General features: G+C 63.4%; 16 protein-coding genes. 6 read left to right on the forward strand and 10 right to left on the reverse strand.

From position 1 onward, the window contains the following. Positions 1-15: 15 nt before the first annotated feature. The 5 genes from tgt to coaD all read right to left on the reverse strand — a co-directional run bounded on the left by tgt (position 16) and on the right by coaD (position 3936). Positions 16-1146, reverse strand: coding sequence for a tRNA guanosine(34) transglycosylase Tgt (gene tgt / locus JVX98_RS12485; RefSeq protein ID WP_043614346.1), 1131 nt, complete (start codon positions 1144-1146; stop codon positions 16-18). After that, positions 1147-2229, reverse strand: coding sequence for a tRNA preQ1(34) S-adenosylmethionine ribosyltransferase-isomerase QueA (gene queA, locus JVX98_RS12490; RefSeq protein WP_205238778.1), 1083 nt, complete (start codon positions 2227-2229; stop codon positions 1147-1149). Between the two features lie 73 nt (positions 2230-2302). Then, complete coding sequence (locus JVX98_RS12495) at positions 2303-2812, reverse strand: peptidylprolyl isomerase (RefSeq protein ID WP_192446160.1); 510 nt, start codon at positions 2810-2812, stop codon at positions 2303-2305. Positions 2813-2834: 22 nt separating this feature from the next. After that, positions 2835-3407 (reverse strand): peptidylprolyl isomerase, encoded by a 573-nt coding sequence (locus JVX98_RS12500; RefSeq protein ID WP_043614338.1) that lies wholly within the window; start codon positions 3405-3407, stop codon positions 2835-2837. A gap of 34 nt (positions 3408-3441) precedes the next feature. After that, positions 3442-3936, reverse strand: a complete 495-nt coding sequence (gene coaD / locus JVX98_RS12505) for a pantetheine-phosphate adenylyltransferase (protein WP_205238779.1) — start codon at positions 3934-3936, stop codon at positions 3442-3444. A 226-nt stretch (positions 3937-4162) separates the two neighbouring features. On the opposite strand from coaD, the gene JVX98_RS32560 reads away from it, so the two are divergent. Together JVX98_RS32560 and JVX98_RS32565 are read left to right on the forward strand one after the other, a co-directional pair. Continuing rightward, a complete protein-coding gene (locus tag JVX98_RS32560) occupies positions 4163-4285 on the forward strand; it encodes a hypothetical protein (protein WP_255380879.1) in 123 nt (40 codons plus the stop codon). Positions 4286-4296: 11 nt separating this feature from the next. After that, a complete protein-coding gene (locus tag JVX98_RS32565) occupies positions 4297-4425 on the forward strand; it encodes a hypothetical protein (RefSeq protein WP_256364279.1) in 129 nt (42 codons plus the stop codon). Between the two features lie 140 nt (positions 4426-4565). Here the strand turns inward: JVX98_RS32565 and JVX98_RS12510 are convergent, their stop codons facing one another. The 3 genes from JVX98_RS12510 to JVX98_RS12520 all read right to left on the reverse strand — a co-directional run bounded on the left by JVX98_RS12510 (position 4566) and on the right by JVX98_RS12520 (position 8511). Continuing rightward, positions 4566-5981 (reverse strand): MATE family efflux transporter, encoded by a 1416-nt coding sequence (locus JVX98_RS12510; RefSeq protein WP_205238780.1) that lies wholly within the window; start codon positions 5979-5981, stop codon positions 4566-4568. A gap of 141 nt (positions 5982-6122) precedes the next feature. Continuing rightward, positions 6123-7436: a TCR/Tet family MFS transporter gene (locus JVX98_RS12515; protein WP_205238781.1), complete on the reverse strand. Its 1314-nt coding sequence runs from the start codon at positions 7434-7436 to the stop codon at positions 6123-6125. A 166-nt stretch (positions 7437-7602) separates the two neighbouring features. After that, the gene (locus tag JVX98_RS12520; RefSeq protein ID WP_205238782.1) at positions 7603-8511 is read right to left on the reverse strand and encodes a LysR family transcriptional regulator; all 909 of its coding nucleotides are present in this window, start codon (positions 8509-8511) and stop codon (positions 7603-7605) included. A 121-nt stretch (positions 8512-8632) separates the two neighbouring features. Here JVX98_RS12520 and JVX98_RS12525 point away from each other — a divergent pair, with 121 nt between their 5' ends. After that, positions 8633-9625 carry an aldo/keto reductase gene (locus JVX98_RS12525; protein WP_205238783.1) on the forward strand — a complete coding sequence of 331 codons (993 nt, stop codon included), beginning with the start codon at positions 8633-8635 and terminating at the stop codon, positions 9623-9625. Positions 9626-9685: 60 nt separating this feature from the next. On the opposite strand, the gene JVX98_RS12530 is transcribed toward JVX98_RS12525, so the two are convergent. After that, on the reverse strand, positions 9686-10624 hold the full coding sequence (locus JVX98_RS12530; protein WP_043614325.1) for a neutral zinc metallopeptidase: 939 nt from the start codon (positions 10622-10624) through the stop codon (positions 9686-9688). A 261-nt stretch (positions 10625-10885) separates the two neighbouring features. On the opposite strand from JVX98_RS12530, the gene JVX98_RS12535 reads away from it, so the two are divergent. The 3 genes from JVX98_RS12535 (at position 10886) to JVX98_RS12545 (ending at position 16092) form a co-directional block, all read left to right on the forward strand. Next, positions 10886-11914, forward strand: a complete 1029-nt coding sequence (locus JVX98_RS12535; protein WP_205238784.1) for a zinc-dependent alcohol dehydrogenase family protein — start codon at positions 10886-10888, stop codon at positions 11912-11914. Between the two features lie 218 nt (positions 11915-12132). Beyond that, positions 12133-15624, forward strand: coding sequence for a carbamoyl-phosphate synthase large subunit (gene carB, locus JVX98_RS12540; RefSeq protein ID WP_205238785.1), 3492 nt, complete (start codon positions 12133-12135; stop codon positions 15622-15624). Between the two features lie 132 nt (positions 15625-15756). Continuing rightward, positions 15757-16092: a hypothetical protein gene (locus JVX98_RS12545; RefSeq protein WP_192446151.1), complete on the forward strand. Its 336-nt coding sequence runs from the start codon at positions 15757-15759 to the stop codon at positions 16090-16092. Between the two features lie 5 nt (positions 16093-16097). Here the strand turns inward: JVX98_RS12545 and JVX98_RS12550 are convergent, their stop codons facing one another. After that, entirely contained in the window at positions 16098-17591 is a 1494-nt protein-coding gene (locus tag JVX98_RS12550; RefSeq protein ID WP_205238786.1) for an MFS transporter, read from the reverse strand. Positions 17592-17652 lie beyond the last annotated feature (61 nt).

The following is a 17652-nucleotide window of genomic DNA, read 5'->3' on the forward strand; positions in this document are numbered from 1 at the left end:
GTCCGCAGGCGGCCATCAGACGGGGGGAAGGTCCCCTCGCCGCCAGGTTTCCTGGGTTTCGGCCATGAAGTCGGCGAAGCGGCCTTCGTCGATCGCCAGGCGGATGCCGGCCATCAGTTCCTGATAGTAGGCCAGATTGTTCCAGCTGAGCAGCATGCCGCCGAGCGATTCGTTCGAGCGGATGAGATGGTGCAGATAGGCACGCGAATAGTCGCGCGTTGCCGGGCACGAGGACTGCTCGTCGAGCGGCCGCATGTCCTCCGCGTGGCGGGCATTGCGCAGGTTGATGCGGCCGTGGCGCGTGAAGGCAAGGCCGTGGCGTCCCGAGCGGGTCGGCATCACGCAGTCGAACATGTCGATGCCCTCACCGACCGAGCGCAGGATGTCGTCAGGCGTACCGACGCCCATCAAATAGCGGGGCTTGTCCACCGGCATGATCGGGCAGGTAATGTCGAGCATGCGCAGCATCACCTCCTGCGGCTCGCCGACGGCGAGCCCGCCAACCGCATAGCCCTTGAGGTCGAGGCCCTTCAGGGCTTCGGCCGAACGCTCGCGCAGCTTCGGGATATCGCCGCCCTGGACGATGCCGAACATCGCCTTGCCCGGCTGGTCGCCGAAGGCAACCTTGCAGCGCTCGGCCCAGCGCAACGACATTTCCATCGCGCGCTCGATTTCCTTTGGCTCTGCCGGCAGCGCCACGCATTCGTCGAGCTGCATCTGGATATCGCTGTCGAGCAAGCCCTGGATCTCGATCGAGCGCTCCGGCGACATGTGGAAGAGCGCGCCATCGACGTGACTCTTGAAGGTGACGCCCTGCTCGTCGAGCTTGCGAAGGCCGGCAAGCGACATGACCTGGAAGCCGCCGCTATCGGTCAGGATCGGGCCCTGCCAGCGGATCAGGCCATGCAGGCCGCCAAGCCGGGCGACGCGTTCCGCGCCCGGACGCAGCATCAGATGGTAAGTGTTGCCGAGAATGATGTCGGCGCCGAGATCCTTGACCTGGTCGAGATACATCGCCTTGACCGTGCCGACGGTACCGACGGGCATGAAGGCCGGCGTGCGGATCGTGCCGCGCGGCATGGACACTTCGCCGCGACGGGCCTTGCCATCGGTCTTGAGAAGCTTGAACTGGAAGGTCTCGGTCATCTAGTCTTTCCGGAAAAGCAGGCTGGCGTCGCCATAGGAATAGAATCGGTAGCCGGTTTCGATCGCATGCGTGTAGGCCGCGCGCATGGTGTCCAGGCCACTGAAGGCCGAAACCAGCATGAACAGCGTCGATTTCGGCAGGTGGAAATTGGTCATCAACATGTCGACCGCGCGGAAGCGGTAGCCGGGCGTGATGAAGATCCCCGTCGGACCGGACCAGGACTTGACAGTGCCGTCTTCCGAGGTGGCGCTTTCGATCAACCGCAGCGAGGTCGTGCCGACGCAGACGATGCGCCCGCCCCTCGCCTTGACGGCATTGAGCTTTTCGGCCGTGCGGGCGTCGACGTGGCCGATCTCCTGGTGCATCACATGGTCGTCGGTATCGTCCGCCTTGACCGGCAGGAACGTGCCCGCGCCCACATGCAGCGTAACGAAATGCCGTTCGATGCCGGCCTCGTCGAGCTTGGCGAACAGGCGGTCGGTGAAATGCAGACCGGCGGTCGGCGCCGCAACGGCTCCCTCCTCGCGGGCATACATGGTCTGGTAGTCGGCGCGGTCCTGGGCATCCTCGGCGCGCTTGGAGGCGATGTAGGGCGGCAAGGGAATGTGGCCGACCGCCATGATCGCTTCGTCGAGCGAGGGACCGGAGAGATCGAAGCGCAGCGTCACTTCGCCGGCATCGCCCTTCTCCTCGACGGTCGCGTCGAGCGTTCCGAGAAAGCAGCTCGAGCCACCGTGCCCGAAGGCAATGCGGTCGCCGACCTTGAGCCGCCGTGCCGGTCGAGCGAAAGCCTTCCAGCGATCGGGTGCGACCCGCATGTGCAGCGTCAGCGAGACCTGCGTCGCGATCTCTTCGCCGCGCCGGCGGATGCCTTCGAGCTGCGCCGGGATAACCTTGGTGTCGTTGAAGACGAGCGCGTCGCCTTCCCTCAGGAACGACGGCAGGTCGAGCACGCCCTTGTCCGCCAGAACGTCGGCGCTATCGGGACGCACCACGAGCATGCGGGCGCTGTCGCGCGGGCTTGCTGGCCGAAGCGCAATCGAGGTTTCCGGGAGATCGAAGTCGAACAGGTCTACGCGCATCGTTATCTTCAGACAAAGAAAAACCCGCCCCGGCGCAGTTGGCGACCGGGGCGGGTTCGTGCATTAGCGCAAATCAGGCGTCTGCGGCAACCCGCATCGTCACGATCGAGTCTGGATCACGCACCGGCTCGCCGCGCTTGATCTTGTCGATCGTCTCCATGCCTTCGATAACCTGACCCCAAACGGAGTACTGCTTGTTGAGCCACGGCGCATCAGTGAAGCAGATGAAGAACTGCGAGTTGGCCGAGTTCGGCATCTGGCTGCGGGCCATTGAGCAGGTGCCGCGAATGTGGCTGACGTTCGAGAATTCGGCCTTCAGGTCCGGCTTCGAAGAGCCGCCCATGCCGGCACGTGCCGGGTTGAAGTGTTCGCCGCCGGTCTTGCCGTACTGGACGTCGCCGGTCTGAGCCATGAAGTCCTCGATCACGCGGTGGAACACCACGCCGTCATAGGCGCCTTCGCGGGCCAGTTCCTTGATGCGGGCGACGTGCCCCGGAGCGACATCAGGCAGAAGCTCGATGATGACCTGGCCCTTGGTGGTCTCCAGGATGATCGTGTTTTCCGGATCCTTGATCTCGGCCATGGGTTTTCTCCTTCTGTTGATTTTACTTGCCGACCTTGACGCTGATCATGCGGTCGGGATCGGTGACGGAGCCGTTGTTGGCGTCGTCGCCGAGCTTGATCTTGTCGACGTTCTCCATACCGGAGACAACCTTGCCGACGACCGTGTACTGGCCGTTTAGGAAGTCGCCCGGGGCGAACATGATGAAGAACTGCGAATTGGCGCTGTTCGGGTCCTGCGAGCGGGCCATGCCGACCGTGCCACGCTCGAACGGAACGTCCGAGAATTCGGCCGGAATATCCGGACGCGACGAACCGCCGGTACCGGCTGCCTGCGGCTGGTAGCCGTTTTCCATGTCGCCATACTGCACGTCGCCGGTCTGGGCCATGAAGCCCTTGATCACGCGGTGGAACGCGACGTTGTCGTATTCACCGGCGGCGGCCAGCGCCTTGATCTGCTCGACATGCTTCGGTGCGATGTCGGGGCGCAGCTCGACGACGACCGGGCCGTCCTTGAGCGTGATCGTCAGGAAGTTGTCTGCCGATTGTGCAAACGCCGTTCCCGTAAAGGAAGCAAGCGCGATGGCGCCGGCGAAAGCGAGGTGGAGGATTTTCATGATTTCTCCCTGCGTGGTGAACTGGGGCCGCCCGTCAGGGGCGGCGTTTGGCCTGCAGTGCTTCGTAAACGGACTTGGGCACGAAGGCACTGACGTCGCCGCCCATGGCCGCGATCTGGCGGACCAATGTGGCCGTAATGGGCCGTGATGCCGTGCCTGCGGGCAAGAACAAGGTCTGGATATCCGGCGCCATCTGCCGGTTCATCCCGGCCATCTGCATCTCGTAGTCGAGGTCGGTGCCGTCACGAAGGCCGCGCACCAAAAGTTTCGCGCCGCGCTCGCGGGCCGCATCGACGACCAGATTGTCGAAGGAGACGACATCGATGTCGCCTGCCCTGTCCGGCAGAAATTCCTTGAGCGAGCGGCGGATGAGTTCGGCGCGTTCGTCGAAGGAAAACAGCGGTGCCTTGCCCGGATGGATGCCGATTGCAACGATGACTTTCGCCGCCACGTTCAGCGCCTGCACGAGCACGTCGAGATGCCCGTTCGTCATCGGATCGAAGGAGCCGGGATAAAATGCCGTGGTCATCGCACCTGTTTCCGTTTGGTGAAGCCTTTTGTCACGGACGGCGACGGATCGCAAGAGTTGTACGGCGCTTGGCCCTGTTCCCTGGGAAACAGCGGGCCAGAATGAATGAATGCTAGATGAATGCCATGTTCAACGGTGCTTCACACCAAAGACGTTAAGTGTAGCGCCAGTAACAACGGAACTTTTTTGAACGTACCGCCGTTTAGGATGCGAAAGGATTACGGCTATGGGACTTGCTCTGTTTTCGATGGCGATGTTTTTCGCGATGATCTTTGCGACGATACATGGACTGCGCAACGAGTCCCGTGACCGGCGCGAGCGCTACGCGACCCAGAAGATCTTCCGTTGATGGAGGGCACTATGGCCACCCTGTTCATGATCGCGGCAGCGGTCACAAGTCTCGTATTCTTGATCGACTTTGCCCGGACGATACGCGACCTCCAGCGCGATCGCCAGGGTTCGGAACGGCTCGACGGCTTCAACGTCTAGCAGTTCCAAAGCTTCGTAAACGAAGCGTGGTAGTAAGCGGCCGTCGTTCCCTTCCCCTGAGGCGACCGCCATTGTAAGCCGGACGGCATCCCCTGCCCGTCCGGCTTTTTCTTTGCGTTCGGCAGCCCCCGCTCGCTTCGTTACTCTGCCGCCTGCTTGGCGGCGGCCTTGGCCTCCAACGTGCCCAGCATCCGGAAAAAGCGCCAGTTCAGCAGCACCGCGGCGGCGGCAAGGCCGAGCACGAAGCCGAACCAGACGCCGATCCCACCGAAATTGAACAGGAAAGCAAAGGCCCAGGCGCAGACGAAGCCGATCGGCCAATAGGAAATCAAGGCCAGCAGCATCGGCACCTTGGTATCCTTGAGGCCGCGCAACATGCCGGCGGCAATCGCCTGCATGCCGTCGACGAGCTGGAATGCGCCGGCGATCACGATGAGCGGCGCTGCAAAGGCAAGCACGGCTGCAGCATCAGGGCGGGCGGTGTCGAGATAAAGGGCGGCCAGCTGGCTCGGAAAGAATGCGAAGATGGCGCTGCCGACCATGGCAAAGCCAGCGCCGAGCACCAGCGAAGCGATCGCCGCGCGCCTGACGCCCAGGAGGTCACCGCGGCCATAGGAAAGACCCACGCGCACCGTAGCTGCCTGCGCCAACCCCAACGGGATCATGAAGGCGATCGAGGCGAATTGCAGGGCGATGCCGTGGGCCGCAAGTTCGACCGTACCGATCGTGCCCATCAGCAGCGAGGCGACGGTGAAGAGGCTGACCTCGGCAAGGATCGTCAGCGAAATCGGAATTCCGAGAAAAACGACTTCACGGAAAGCAACCCAGTCGGGCCGCCAGAAGCGGACGAAAAGTTCGTACTGGTTGAGCTCCGGCTTGCTCTTGATATAGCCGATCGTCAGCGCCGCGCCGAGCACGGCGACGCCAAGCGCCGCAACCGCCGCACCGAAGATGCCGAGTTGCGGGAAGCCGAAGTGGCCGAAGATCAGCACGTAGCAGAGCGCGGCATTGAGCACGAGCGTCGCCAGCGTGACGTAGAGAATGATCCCTGCCCTCTCCAGACCACTCAGGAACGCCCTCAGAACCATGAAGATGAGGCCGGGGAAGATTGCCCATTGCGCGATGCGGACATATTCTCCCGCAAGGGCTGCGACCTTGGGCTGTTGGCCGGCAAACAGCAGGATCGGCTCGGCCATCCAGAGAATCGGCGCGGTCAAAAGGCCGTAAAGCATCACCACCCACATGCCCATGCGCACCGAGCGGCGCACCGAAACCTTGTCGCCGCGACCGACCGCCTGTGCCGCCATCGGCACTACCGCATTGGCAAATCCGTTGCCGAAAACATAGACGGTGAAATACATCTGGGTCGCCAGGATGATGGCCGCGAGCTCGGTGGCGCCCAGCTTGCCGACCATCAGGACGTCCGTCGTGTTGATGGCGAGCTGCGCCAGCTGCGCACCGATGAACGGCAGGCCCAGATAGAAGCTCGCGCGATAGTGCGTCCGCCAGGAATTGTCGGTCGTCAACGATATCGGGCTCGCATTCGCGGTCAGCATGGCAGATTCCTGGCAGTCAATACGGCCCCGGGCCGCAACCGAAGATCGGGGGGAGGAACCCGGAATAGAATACCGTCGGGCAAAGAGCCAGCCGCAAGGGCGAGGTTGCTCAAAGTTTCATCGATAGATCACGAAAATTGATCAATTTCCGTGCAATCGTGGCCGCTCCATCGCCTCTGGCTCGTCCGGCGCTACGGCGTCGGCCGGCCCGACATTCTCCGCGCCTTGCGGTCCGACCGCCCTGCTTCTCGGTATCTTCAGGAAGAACACGACAAGCGCGCCGACGAGGAAGCAACTGGCGAGTGCATAGGGCGCGCCGGCAAAGGCGACGGGCGCGGCAGGGCTGGTGAAATAGCCGAAGGCCTGGGTGAAGATCAGCGGACCGATGATCGTGGTGATGCTGCCGATGCTGGTCAGCGCGCCCTGAAGCTCCCCTTGCGCCGACGGCGGCACGTGGGCCGCGGCGATGCTGCGCAGCGGTGGATCGGCGAGGCTTTCGAGTGCGGTGGCGATGATCACCGCATAGATCATCCACCCCTGCCAGGCGCCGGCATAGCCGATGGCTCCGAGCGTGGTGAAGGTCAGGCCGAGCATGGCCGTGCGCCACTCGCCAAGCCGCGGCACGACGCGCGGCAGGATGACGGCCATGACGAAGGCGCCACCGATGCCGAAGATCCCGAGCGAAAACCCGATCTGCCCTTCGCTCCAGCCGTAGCGGTAGCTGGACACGAAGGACCAGACGGCCGGATAAACGGAGTGGGCGAGCCAGAAGAGGAAGAAGACCAGCCCTACCCAGCCGATGCCGGGATAATTGCGCATCTGCTTGAGAGCGCCGAGCGGGTTGGCACGCTTCCACTCGAACCGGCGGCGGTTGGCGCTGTCGAGCGTCTCCGGCAGCAGGAATATGCCAAGGATGAAGTTGACGAAGGAGAGCGCCGCCGCCCCGTAAAACGGGACCCGCGGACCGAGTTCGCCGAGCAGACCGCCAAGCACCGGCCCGAGCGCGAAGCCGGTGCCGAAGGCAATGCCGATCAGCCCGAAATTCTTGGCGCGATTTCCGTCATGGCTGATATCGGCAATGTAGGCCGACGCCGTGCCGAAGCTCGCGCCGCTGATGCCGGCGAGCACGCGGCCGATGAACAGCATCCAGTAGCTGGTGGCGAGCGCGCAGATGAGATTGTCGAGCGCGAAGGTGAAGACCGATGCGAGCAGCACCGGGCGGCGGCCGAAGCGGTCGCTGAGATTGCCGATCAGCGGCGCGAAGAGAAACTGCATCGCCGCATAGACGAGCAGCAGCCATCCGCCATCGATCGCTGCCTCGCTGACATTGGCGCCGGTCAATTCCTCGAGATAAGCCGGCAGCACCGGCACGATGATCGCGATACCGATGATATCGAGAAACAGAATGAGGAAGACGAGGAACAGGCCGCGTCGCACAAATTTCTCGTCGCGCATGCGATCCCTCCCCGGCGGCCTGCCCCGGGAAAAGAGACAGAACGTGAACAACGCTACCAATTTAGGTGTAACGGATCATTTCGCACGAAACAATCCGTGAACGTCTCAAATTATCTGATGGGACTATCGCAATGGTTGATACATCAGGCAGCGTACAGCCTGTGCCTCAGCGATGGTCCCGTCGCTGTTCGCGCTTCAGAAAGTCGACAAAGGCGCGCAACGGCGCCGGCATGTGCTTGCGGCTTGCATAATAGAGTAGCGGGCCGGAAAAGCTCGTCGTCCACGCCTGAAGGATCGGCACCAGGCGCCCTGCGGCAACCGCAGGCGCGATGAACTCCTCGAAGGTCCGGATCACGCCAAGACCGTCGATGGCCGCCCCGAGTTCGAGATCGATCGTATTGGCGGTGACGACGGCCGGCGGCGCGATCGTCAGCGCCGCCTCGCCCTCGCCGAACTCCCAGGGAAGCGAGAAGCCGCTGGCGAAACGGTGGCGAATGCAGGCGTGTTCAAGCAATTCGCGCGGATGGCCGGGCACACCGCGCCTGGCGAGATAGTCCGGTGCCGCGGCCGTAACGTAACGCTGGCGGCTCGGCCCGATCGGGATGGCGATCATGTCACGCTCGACGCGTTCCTCGTAGCGGACGCCGGCGTCGAAGCCCGCGGCGAGGACATCGACGAAGCCGTCCTCCGCCGTCACCTCCAGCGAAATTGCCGGGTGCTCGCGCAGGAACCGGCCGATGATCGGTGGTAGTATTTCGCGGGCGACGATGGTCGGAACGTTCAGTTTCAGCGTTCCCGCCGGACTGTCGCGCATCTCGTTAACCTGATCGAGCGCGCCGGCGATCTCGCCGAGCGCCGACGTCAACCGGTCGAGCAACCGCGTACCCGCCTCCGTCAGGGTCACGCTGCGGGTCGTGCGGTTGAGCAAGCGCACCTGCAGCTTCGCTTCGAGGCGGCGGAGCGCCTCGCTCAGCGCCGAGGCGGAGACTCCGCGCTTCTTCGCAGCCGCGCGGAAGCTGCGGGCTGCTGCGACAGCAGTGAAGGCATCGAGATCGGCAAGCGGCAAATCGTTCATTGTGCGGAATTTCATACAAGTCGTTCGATTGAGATCGGATTATCGCACGGCGCCGAACGAAGTAAACAGGACACAGGGCAAGCGGCCGGCTGTTTTTCGGCCTTGTCGAAGGAGAACGAAGATGGATTACGTTTCACTCGGAAAGACCGGTCCCTCGGTTTCGGCGCTCGGCCTCGGCTGCATGGGCATGTCCGGCATGTACGGCCCCTCGGACCGGGCCGAAAGCATTGCCACGATCCATGCCGCGCTGGAGGCCGGCATCACGCTGCTCGACACCGGCGATTTCTACGGCATGGGTCACAACGAGATGCTGATCGGCGAGGCGCTGAAAGGTGGCAAGCGAGACAAGGCGCTGCTGAGCGTAAAGTTCGGGGCGTTGCGCGATGCCGCCGGCAACTGGTCCGGCTACGATTGCCGGCCCAAGGCCGTTCGCAACTTTCTCGCCTACACGCTGCAGCGGCTCGGCGTTGACCATATCGATGTCTACCGCCCTGCCCGCCTCGACCCGGATGTGCCGATCGAGGACACCATTGGCGCAATCGCCGATCTGGTGAAGGCCGGTTACGTCAAGCACATCGGCCTCTCGGAAGTTGGGTCCGAGACCATCCGGCGTGCGGCGGCCGTGCATCCGATCGTCGATCTGCAGATCGAGTATTCGCTGATTTCACGCGGGATCGAGGACCAGATCCTGCCGACCTGCCGCGAACTCGGTATCGGCATCACCGCCTACGGCGTGCTTTCACGCGGGCTGATCAGTGGCCACTGGCAGAAAGGTGCGGCCGCCAAGGGCGACTTCCGCGCCATGAGCCCACGGTTTCAGGAAGGCAATATCGACCGGAACCTCGCCCTCGTCGATGCTTTGAGACAGATCGCCGACGGCAAGGGCGTGTCGGTGGCGCAGATCGCGATCGCCTGGGTGGCGGCCAAGGGCAAGGACATCATACCGCTCGTCGGCGCACGGCGGCGCGATCGGCTGGCGGAGGCGCTGGCGTCACGCGATGTGTATCTCAGCGCAGATGATCTGGCGGTGATCGAACAGGCGGTACCGAAGAATGCGGCAGCCGGGGCGCGCTATCCGCAGGCCCAGCTCGCCCATATGGACAGCGAGCGCTAAGCCACAAACGAAAGGGCCGGCTGTCGAGCCGGCCCTTTCGTTGATTCCGGTTGAAAGAAATCAGACCGCGCCCGAGAACGTGTCGCAAGCCGTCATCTTGCCGCTGTCGAAGCCGCGCTTGAACCAGCGCATGCGCTGTTCGGACGTGCCGTGGTTGAAGCTTTCGGGAACGACATAGCCCTGCATGCGCTTTTGCAGCGTGTCGTCGCCGATCTGCGTGGCGGCATTCAGCGCCTCTTCAAGATCGCCCTGTTCAAGCAGGCCCTTCTGCTGGGTGTACTTGCCCCAGACGCCGGCGAAGCAATCCGCCTGCAGCTCGACTCGCACCGACATCTGGTTGGCTTCGGTCTCGCTCATCGACTGGCGCATCTGGTTGAACTTCGGCAGCACGCCGATCAGGTTCTGGACATGGTGGCCAACCTCGTGTGCGACCACATAGGCCTGGGCGAAATCGCCGGCCGCATCGAACTTCTGCGCGAGTTCGTCGAAGAAGCTCATATCGAGATAAACCTTGCGGTCGCCAGGGCAATAGAACGGCCCGGAGGCGGCCGAAGCAAAGCCGCAAGCAGAGCGCACCTGGCCACGGAAGAGCACCATCTTCGGCTCTTCATACTGCTGGCCGTTCGCCTGGAAGATGCCGTTCCAGGTGTCTTCGGTCTCGGCAAGCACCGTCGCCATGAACTGCTTCATTTCCTCTTCCTGAGCCGTGCCCTGCGGCGCTGGCGAGCCGTCGCTCTGCTCGAAGCCCGGCATCTGCACTTGGCCACCGCCGCCTTCCAGCACCTGCAGCATGTCGATGCCCATGGCCTTGAGGATGAAGTAGAGGACGACGAGGAAGATGATCGTGCCGAAGCTCATACCGCCGCCGGCGCGCCGCATGCCGCCGCCCCCGGTCGGCATGCGAAAGCCGCCACCACGCCCGAACGGATTTCCGCCGCCGGGGCTCGCGCCGCGCTGGTCTTCGATATTATCGGATTGGCGGCGGCCCTTCCATTCCATGATCTGTCCTCCCGGCCTCTGAAAGGCGTTGTCGGTTTGCTCTTTTATAAGACGGCCCTAACGTCGTTGTAAAACGCAATCGCGACCCGTAAGTTCGCGATCTCACCAATCTTTCTGCTGCGACGGGCAGATCGCGAAAGCGCTGACGGCAAGCGGGCAGCTAGGCTCGTCAGCCGTCCGCTTTGAGCAACCGCGACGCCTTGACGCAAACCCGCCTTGCTGGTCCTATTCGCAATCGTGCAAAGGCGAGGAGGCACGGTCATGAAGGCATTGCGGCTCGAAGGCATCGGTCAGTTGCGGGTCGCAGAAGTGCCAAAGCCCCTGCCCGGCCCTGACGATCTGCTGGTACGCGTCGAGGCCTGCGGCATCTGCGGTACGGACAGGCATCTGCTGCACGGCGAATTCCCCTCCAGCCCGCCGGTCACGCTCGGCCACGAATTCTGCGGCATCGTCGAGGCCGTCGGAAGCGGTGTTTCCGATATCGCAATCGGCGCCAGAATCACCGGCGATCCCAACATCGCCTGCGGCACCTGTCCGCAATGCAGTGCCGGGCGCATCAATCTCTGCCGCAATCTCCGGGCGATCGGCATCCATCGTGACGGTGGTTTTGCCGAATATGTGGTGATGCCGCGCAAGCAGGCACATGAAATACCGTTGAGCCTCGATCCCGTGCACGGCGCCTTCTGCGAGCCGCTCGCCTGCTGCCTGCATGGCGTGGATATGGCGGGCATCCGCGCCGGCTCCTCCGTCGTCGTTCTCGGCGGCGGCGTGATCGGCCTGTTGGTGGTGCAGCTCGTCCGCCTCGCGGGCACGACAACGGTTATCCTGTCGACAAGGCAGGCGGCCAAGCGCCGCCTTGCCGAAGAGGTCGGCGCGACGGCGACGGTCGATCCTTCCTCTGCCAATATCGTCGAGCAGATCGCCGGCGACACCGGGCTCGTTCCCGGCGGGGTCGATGTCGTCATCGAATGCGCCGGCGTTGCCGAAACCGTCTGGCAGTCGACACGGCTTGCCAGGGCCGGTGGAACCGTCGTGATTCTCGGCGTCATGCCGAAGGGCGAGACCGTGGAAATCGAACCGTTCGACATTCTCTTTCGCGAACTGCGGGTGCTCGGATCCTTCATCAACCCCTTCGTCCACCGCCGTGCGGCAGACCTTGTCGCCACGGGCGCGATCGAGATCGACAAGCTGATTTCGCGGCGGGTAACGCTCGGCGAAGCGGCCGACGTCATTGCGCATCCGCCGGCCGCCGGAGAAGTCAAGGTTCTCGTCATCCCCGGCCGCGCCTGACATTCGCAGCACTGTTTCGCCGCGCGCAGAGCGCGCTGCGTGGCCGGAGGTGCGCAAATATGGCTGGTTCCTGTCGATTCCGGAATTTTCGGGGTTTCGCTTGCAGAAACATTTGCCTATAAGCCGCTTCTAGCCTGAAAAGACCCATCAATGCGTGCCCGGCCGGTGACCTCCCACCTCGGCCGGTTTTTCGCGCAGCTAGAAACGGATGATCGACCATGCCGAAGCGCCAAGATATCAAGTCCATTCTTATCATCGGCGCGGGGCCGATCGTCATCGGTCAGGCTTGCGAATTCGACTATTCCGGCACCCAGGCCTGTAAGGCGCTGAAGGAGGAAGGCTACCGCGTCATCCTCGTCAACTCCAACCCGGCGACGATCATGACGGACCCGGGCCTTGCCGACGCAACCTATGTCGAGCCGATCACCCCTGAGGTCGTCGCCAAAATCATCGCCAAGGAGCGCCCGGACGCGCTGCTGCCGACCATGGGTGGCCAGACCGCGCTCAACACGGCACTCTCGCTGCGCCGCATGGGCGTTCTCGACCGCTACAATGTCGAGATGATCGGCGCCAAGCCTGATGCAATCGACAAGGCCGAAGACCGCGCCCTCTTCCGCGAAGCCATGGCGAAAATCGGCCTGGAGACGCCGAAGTCGCGTCTCGCCAACGCCACCGACATCAAGGACCATGACCGCAAGACGCACGAGGCCGAGCGCGCCGAACTGAAGAGCCGGCTTTCGGGCGCGGAGCTCGACAAGGCGCTCGACGACCTCGAGAACCAGTGGAACCTTGGCGAAGGCGACCGCAAGCAGCGCTATATGAACCACGCGATGGCGATTGCCGCGCAGGCACTCGATGATGTCGGCCTGCCGGCCATCATCCGTCCGTCGTTTACGCTCGGCGGAACCGGCGGCGGCATTGCCTATAACCGCACGGAATTCTTCGACATCGTCGGCAGCGGCCTCGATGCGTCGCCGACCACCGAAGTGCTGATCGAAGAATCGGTGCTCGGCTGGAAGGAATACGAGATGGAAGTGGTCCGCGACACGGCGGACAACTGCATCATCATCTGCTCGATCGAAAACATCGACCCCATGGGCGTTCACACCGGTGATTCGATCACCGTTGCGCCTGCGCTGACGCTGACCGACAAAGAATACCAGATCATGCGCAACGCCTCGATCGCGGTTCTGCGCGAGATCGGCGTCGAGACCGGCGGCTCGAACGTTCAGTTCGCCGTCAATCCGAAGGACGGCCGTCTCGTCGTCATCGAAATGAACCCCCGCGTGTCGCGCTCTTCAGCTCTGGCGTCGAAGGCGACGGGCTTCCCGATCGCCAAGATCGCCGCGAAGCTCGCCATCGGTTACACGCTGGACGAACTGGACAACGACATCACCGGCGGCGCGACCCCGGCCTCGTTCGAACCGTCAATCGACTATGTCGTCACCAAGATCCCGCGCTTTGCCTTTGAGAAGTTCCCGGGCGCCTCCCCGGTTCTGACCACCGCAATGAAGTCGGTCGGCGAAGTCATGGCGATCGGCCGTACCTTTGCCGAATCGCTGCAGAAGGCGCTGCGTGGCCTCGAGACCGGCCTTACCGGCCTCGACGAAATCGAAATCCCGGACATGGACGAGAACGGCGATGGCCGTAACGCCATCCGTGCCGCGATCGGCACGCCGACGCCGGACCGCCTGCGCATGGTCGCCCAGGCGCTGCGTTTCGGCATGAGCGAAGAAGAAGTCCACGAGGCGAGCAAGATCGATCCGTGGTTCATCGCCCAGTTCAAGGCGATCGTCGACATGGAAGCGCGCATCCGCGAGCACGGTCTGCCTGTCGATGCCGAGAACCTGCGCATGCTGAAGGCCATGGGCTTCTCCGACGCCCGCCTCGCGACGCTCGGCGGCAAACGCCCGAAGGAAGTGGCGGAACTGCGCAATGCGCTTAATGTCCGCCCGGTCTACAAGCGCATCGACACCTGCGCTGCCGAGTTCGCCTCGCCGACCGCCTACATGTACTCGACCTACGAGCCCCCCTTCGTCGGTGCCGCTCGCTCGGAAGCCGAGGTTTCCGACCGCAAGAAGGTCGTCATCCTCGGCGGTGGTCCCAACCGCATCGGCCAGGGCATCGAGTTCGACTATTGCTGCTGCCACGCCGCCTTCGCGCTGAAGGATGCCGGCTATGAAGCGATCATGATCAACTGCAACCCGGAGACGGTTTCGACCGACTACGACACCTCCGACCGCCTCTACTTCGAGCCGCTGACGGCCGAGGACGTGATCGAGATCATGCGCGCCGAGCAGGAAAAGGGCGAACTCGTCGGCGTCATCGTCCAGTTCGGTGGCCAGACCCCGCTGAAGCTCGCCGAAGCACTCGAAAAGAACGGCATCCCGATCCTTGGCACCGCACCTGACGCGATCGACCTTGCCGAAGACCGCGACCGCTTCCAGAAGCTCCTGATGAAGCTCGACCTCAACCAACCGAACAACGGCATCGCCTACTCGGTCGAGCAGGCCCGCCTCGTCGCTGCCGAGATCGGCTTCCCGCTGGTCGTGCGCCCGTCCTACGTTCTCGGTGGCCGCGCCATGCAGATCATCCATTCGGAAAGCATGCTGCAGAGCTACCTGCTCGACACGGTTCCGGGCCTCGTTCCCGAGGACATCAAGCAGCGCTACCCGAACGACAAGACCGGTCAGATCAACACCCTGCTCGGCAAGAACCCGCTGCTGTTCGACAGCTACCTGACGAACGCAACGGAAGTGGACGTCGACTGCCTCTGCGACGGCAAGGACGTCTTCGTCTCGGGCATCATGGAGCATATCGAGGAAGCCGGCATCCACTCGGGTGACAGCGCCTGCTCGCTGCCGGTGCACACACTCGACAAGGAGATGGTCGACGAGCTCGAGCGCCAGACGGCAGCCCTTGCCAAGGCGCTCAATGTCGGCGGCCTGATGAACGTACAGTTTGCGATCAAGGACGGCACCATCTACGTGCTTGAAGTGAACCCGCGCGCCTCGCGCACCGTGCCCTTCGTCGCCAAGACCATCGGCGCGCCGATCGCCAAGATCGCCGCCCGCGTCATGACCGGCGAAGCGCTCGACGTCGCGATTGCCGCCTATGGCGAAAAGCCGGATCCGCGCAACCTCAAGCACATCGCGGTCAAGGAAGCGGTCTTCCCGTTTGCGCGCTTCCCCGGCGTAGACACTCTGCTCGGCCCGGAAATGCGCTCGACTGGCGAAGTCATCGGCCTCGACACCGACTATGCGCTGGCCTTCGCCAAGTCGCAGCTCGGCGCCGGCGTCGACCTGCCGCGCGATGGAACGGTGTTCGTTTCGGTGCGCGACGAGGACAAGACCCGCGTGCTGCCGGCAATCCGCATCCTCGTCGATATCGGCTTCAAGGTGATGGCGACGGGCGGCACGGCCCGCTTCCTCGGTGAACACGGCATTGCCGCCACCAAGATCAACAAGGTCCAGGAAGGCCGTCCGCATGTCGAGGACGCGATCCGTAACCGTCACGTCCAGCTCGTCTTCAACACCACCGACAGCAACAAGGCGATCTCGGACTCCAAGTCGCTACGCCGCGCGACGCTGATGCAGAAGGTGCCCTACTACACGACCATGTCGGGTGCGGAAGCAGCTGCCCATGCCATCAAGGCTCTGAAGGCCGGCAGCCTCGAAGTGCGCCCGCTGCAGAGCTACTTCAAGGCCTAAGAACGACAGCGGCGCGCGAAACCTTCGCGCGCCGCCGCCATGCCCCAGGAGTGTTGCGCTTCAACGGCCCGCTCGCCGCTGAACGCCGCATGAACGATCGGTTCAGCCTGCATTCCCCCAGCACATGTTTCTATGACCCTGCGCACAGAGAGATCGGCGGCTTCGCCGGCGGGCGCGACATGGGGCAAGATCGTGCAACTCTATTTCTTTGATTTGTTGTGGGGCGACGAGCACTTCGTCGACGAAGACGGTATCAGCCATTTCGACGAGGGATCGGCCCTCTACTACGGCCAGCGCATCGCAGACAAGATCGGCCGCGATGCCGACTATGGTTCGCTGAAGGTCCATGTCCTCTCCAGCAACCGCAAGCTGCTGGCAACGATCGTGCCTTCCATCGGCCGGGGCATCGAACAGCGAGCGCTGCTTGGCCGCTGCCACGTCGGGGCGTCGCTCCGCGCTGCTGCCTGAGTGATCTAATCCGCCGCAAACACCTCGACCGCGCTTCCGCCCCGACCGCGCCGCGGGCTCTTGGCTGCGAGCCGCACGGTTCTGAGGCCAAGATAGAGGGACGCAGTCGAGATCACGCAGGCGACGACGAAGACGGTGAACAGGGCGCCATGCATGGTCGCGATGTCGGCATTTTCATCGAACCCGCGAAGATTTGCAGTCAGTCCACAGATCGCGGCGCCGATCGCATAACCCGCCGATTGCAATGTCGGCAGAAATGCCGAGGTCTTATCCCGCTCGCCACGCGGCGAGACGTCCATCATCAACTGGCTGAGCGTTCCCCAGGACAGGCCGAAACCGGTCCCGACCGCGATCTGGCTAGGGAAGACGAGCCGGAAATCGTCGATCGCGAAGGCGATCATCAGGCCTGCAAGCCCAAGGCTGAGAAGTGCTGGCCCCGCCGGGATGAGCTTAACGCGCAGGTCATGCGAGCGCAGGCTTGCGACCAGAATAGCGGCCGTGCTCCAGGAGATCGCCATCAGCGCACCGGAAAAGCCGGCGGCCGTGGGGCTGAAGCTCCAGACATGCTGCAGGCCATAGATGAGGTAGATCGAGCCGGACGCCTGTGCCAGTGGCATCAGCATGACAACCCATAGACCGGTGCCGAGTGGCTTCGCCAGCGCGAAGGCGCCGGTCGGCAGGATCGGATGTTCTGCCCGCCGGTCGGTGGCGAAGGCCGCCCACAGGATCGTCAGCGCCGTCACCAGCGCGGCGATCATCAGGGGCATGGTGGTTGCCGTATTTGACAGCGATATCAGCAGGATGCCGGTTCCGACGACGATCAGGCGCAAGAGCGGGATCGGGCGCGGCTTTTCAGTGGGCGCCGCCTTCTGCCGCGGCACGATCGCCAGTATGAGCGCGACGAAGATGGCTGTTGCGGGAATGTTGACAGCGAACGCCGCGCGCCAGGACCAATGCTCGGTCAGGAAGCCGGACACCAATGGACCGCCGAAAGCCGCTGTTGCCCAGACGATCGCCTCGGCTCCGAAGATCTTCGGGACCAGCCGGGCAGGAAAGAGTTCCGGGATGAGCGCGTAACAGACCGCGGCAATGATCCCCTCGCCGAACCCCTGGAACACGCGCCCTGCAAGGACCCGCGGCATGCTGCCCGCAGTCGTTGCGATCATCGTCCCGACGACAAAAACAAGCGCGGCCGTAATCAACGTGCCGCGCGCGCCGAACCGTGCCTTGAGCGTGGCGGCAACGGCGCCACCGAGGATGGCAAAGACGAGATAGAGCGTGACAGCCCAGGACAAAAGCGTGGCGCCGCCGATCTCCTCGACCGCGGTGGGCAACGCCGTCGCCACGAAGAACTCATTGAAGGCAAACAGCGCGACGCCGAGACAGAGGGCGGCGGTCGTTGCCAGATAGTCCGGCCGAAGCAATTCGCTCCAACGGCCGTCCTCCTCGGGCGCCGTCTTGCTTTCGCTTGCCTTGGTATCGTCGTTCGTCGGGACCACGTGGAATGTTCCGTCATCGTTAGCTGGGACAGGCACCTGTGTACGACCTCAACCGCAGTTG

Origin of the sequence: Ensifer sp. PDNC004 (assembly GCF_016919405.1) — a bacterium.
GTDB lineage: Bacteria > Pseudomonadota > Alphaproteobacteria > Rhizobiales > Rhizobiaceae > Ensifer.

Excerpts from the sequence above, each read along its gene's own strand:
- JVX98_RS32565 (WP_256364279.1), top strand. The coding sequence starts at position 4,297 with ATGGCCACCCTGTTCATGATCGCGGCAGCGGTCACAAGTCTCGTATTC.
- carB (WP_205238785.1), top strand. The coding sequence starts at position 12,133 with ATGCCGAAGCGCCAAGATATCAAGTCCATTCTTATCATCGGCGCGGGG.
- JVX98_RS12515 (WP_205238781.1), bottom strand. The coding sequence starts at position 7,436 with ATGCGCGACGAGAAATTTGTGCGACGCGGCCTGTTCCTCGTCTTCCTC.
- JVX98_RS12545 (WP_192446151.1), top strand. The coding sequence starts at position 15,757 with ATGACCCTGCGCACAGAGAGATCGGCGGCTTCGCCGGCGGGCGCGACA.
- JVX98_RS12535 (WP_205238784.1), top strand. The coding sequence starts at position 10,886 with ATGAAGGCATTGCGGCTCGAAGGCATCGGTCAGTTGCGGGTCGCAGAA.
- JVX98_RS12530 (WP_043614325.1), bottom strand. The coding sequence starts at position 10,624 with ATGGAATGGAAGGGCCGCCGCCAATCCGATAATATCGAAGACCAGCGC.
- coaD (WP_205238779.1), bottom strand. The coding sequence starts at position 3,936 with ATGACCACGGCATTTTATCCCGGCTCCTTCGATCCGATGACGAACGGG.
- JVX98_RS12510 (WP_205238780.1), bottom strand. The coding sequence starts at position 5,981 with ATGCTGACCGCGAATGCGAGCCCGATATCGTTGACGACCGACAATTCC.
- JVX98_RS12495 (WP_192446160.1), bottom strand. The coding sequence starts at position 2,812 with ATGGCCGAGATCAAGGATCCGGAAAACACGATCATCCTGGAGACCACC.
- JVX98_RS12500 (WP_043614338.1), bottom strand. The coding sequence starts at position 3,407 with ATGAAAATCCTCCACCTCGCTTTCGCCGGCGCCATCGCGCTTGCTTCC.
- JVX98_RS12525 (WP_205238783.1), top strand. The coding sequence starts at position 8,633 with ATGGATTACGTTTCACTCGGAAAGACCGGTCCCTCGGTTTCGGCGCTC.
- tgt (WP_043614346.1), bottom strand. The coding sequence starts at position 1,146 with ATGACCGAGACCTTCCAGTTCAAGCTTCTCAAGACCGATGGCAAGGCC.
- JVX98_RS32560 (WP_255380879.1), top strand. The coding sequence starts at position 4,163 with ATGGGACTTGCTCTGTTTTCGATGGCGATGTTTTTCGCGATGATCTTT.
- queA (WP_205238778.1), bottom strand. The coding sequence starts at position 2,229 with ATGCGCGTAGACCTGTTCGACTTCGATCTCCCGGAAACCTCGATTGCG.
- JVX98_RS12520 (WP_205238782.1), bottom strand. The coding sequence starts at position 8,511 with ATGAACGATTTGCCGCTTGCCGATCTCGATGCCTTCACTGCTGTCGCA.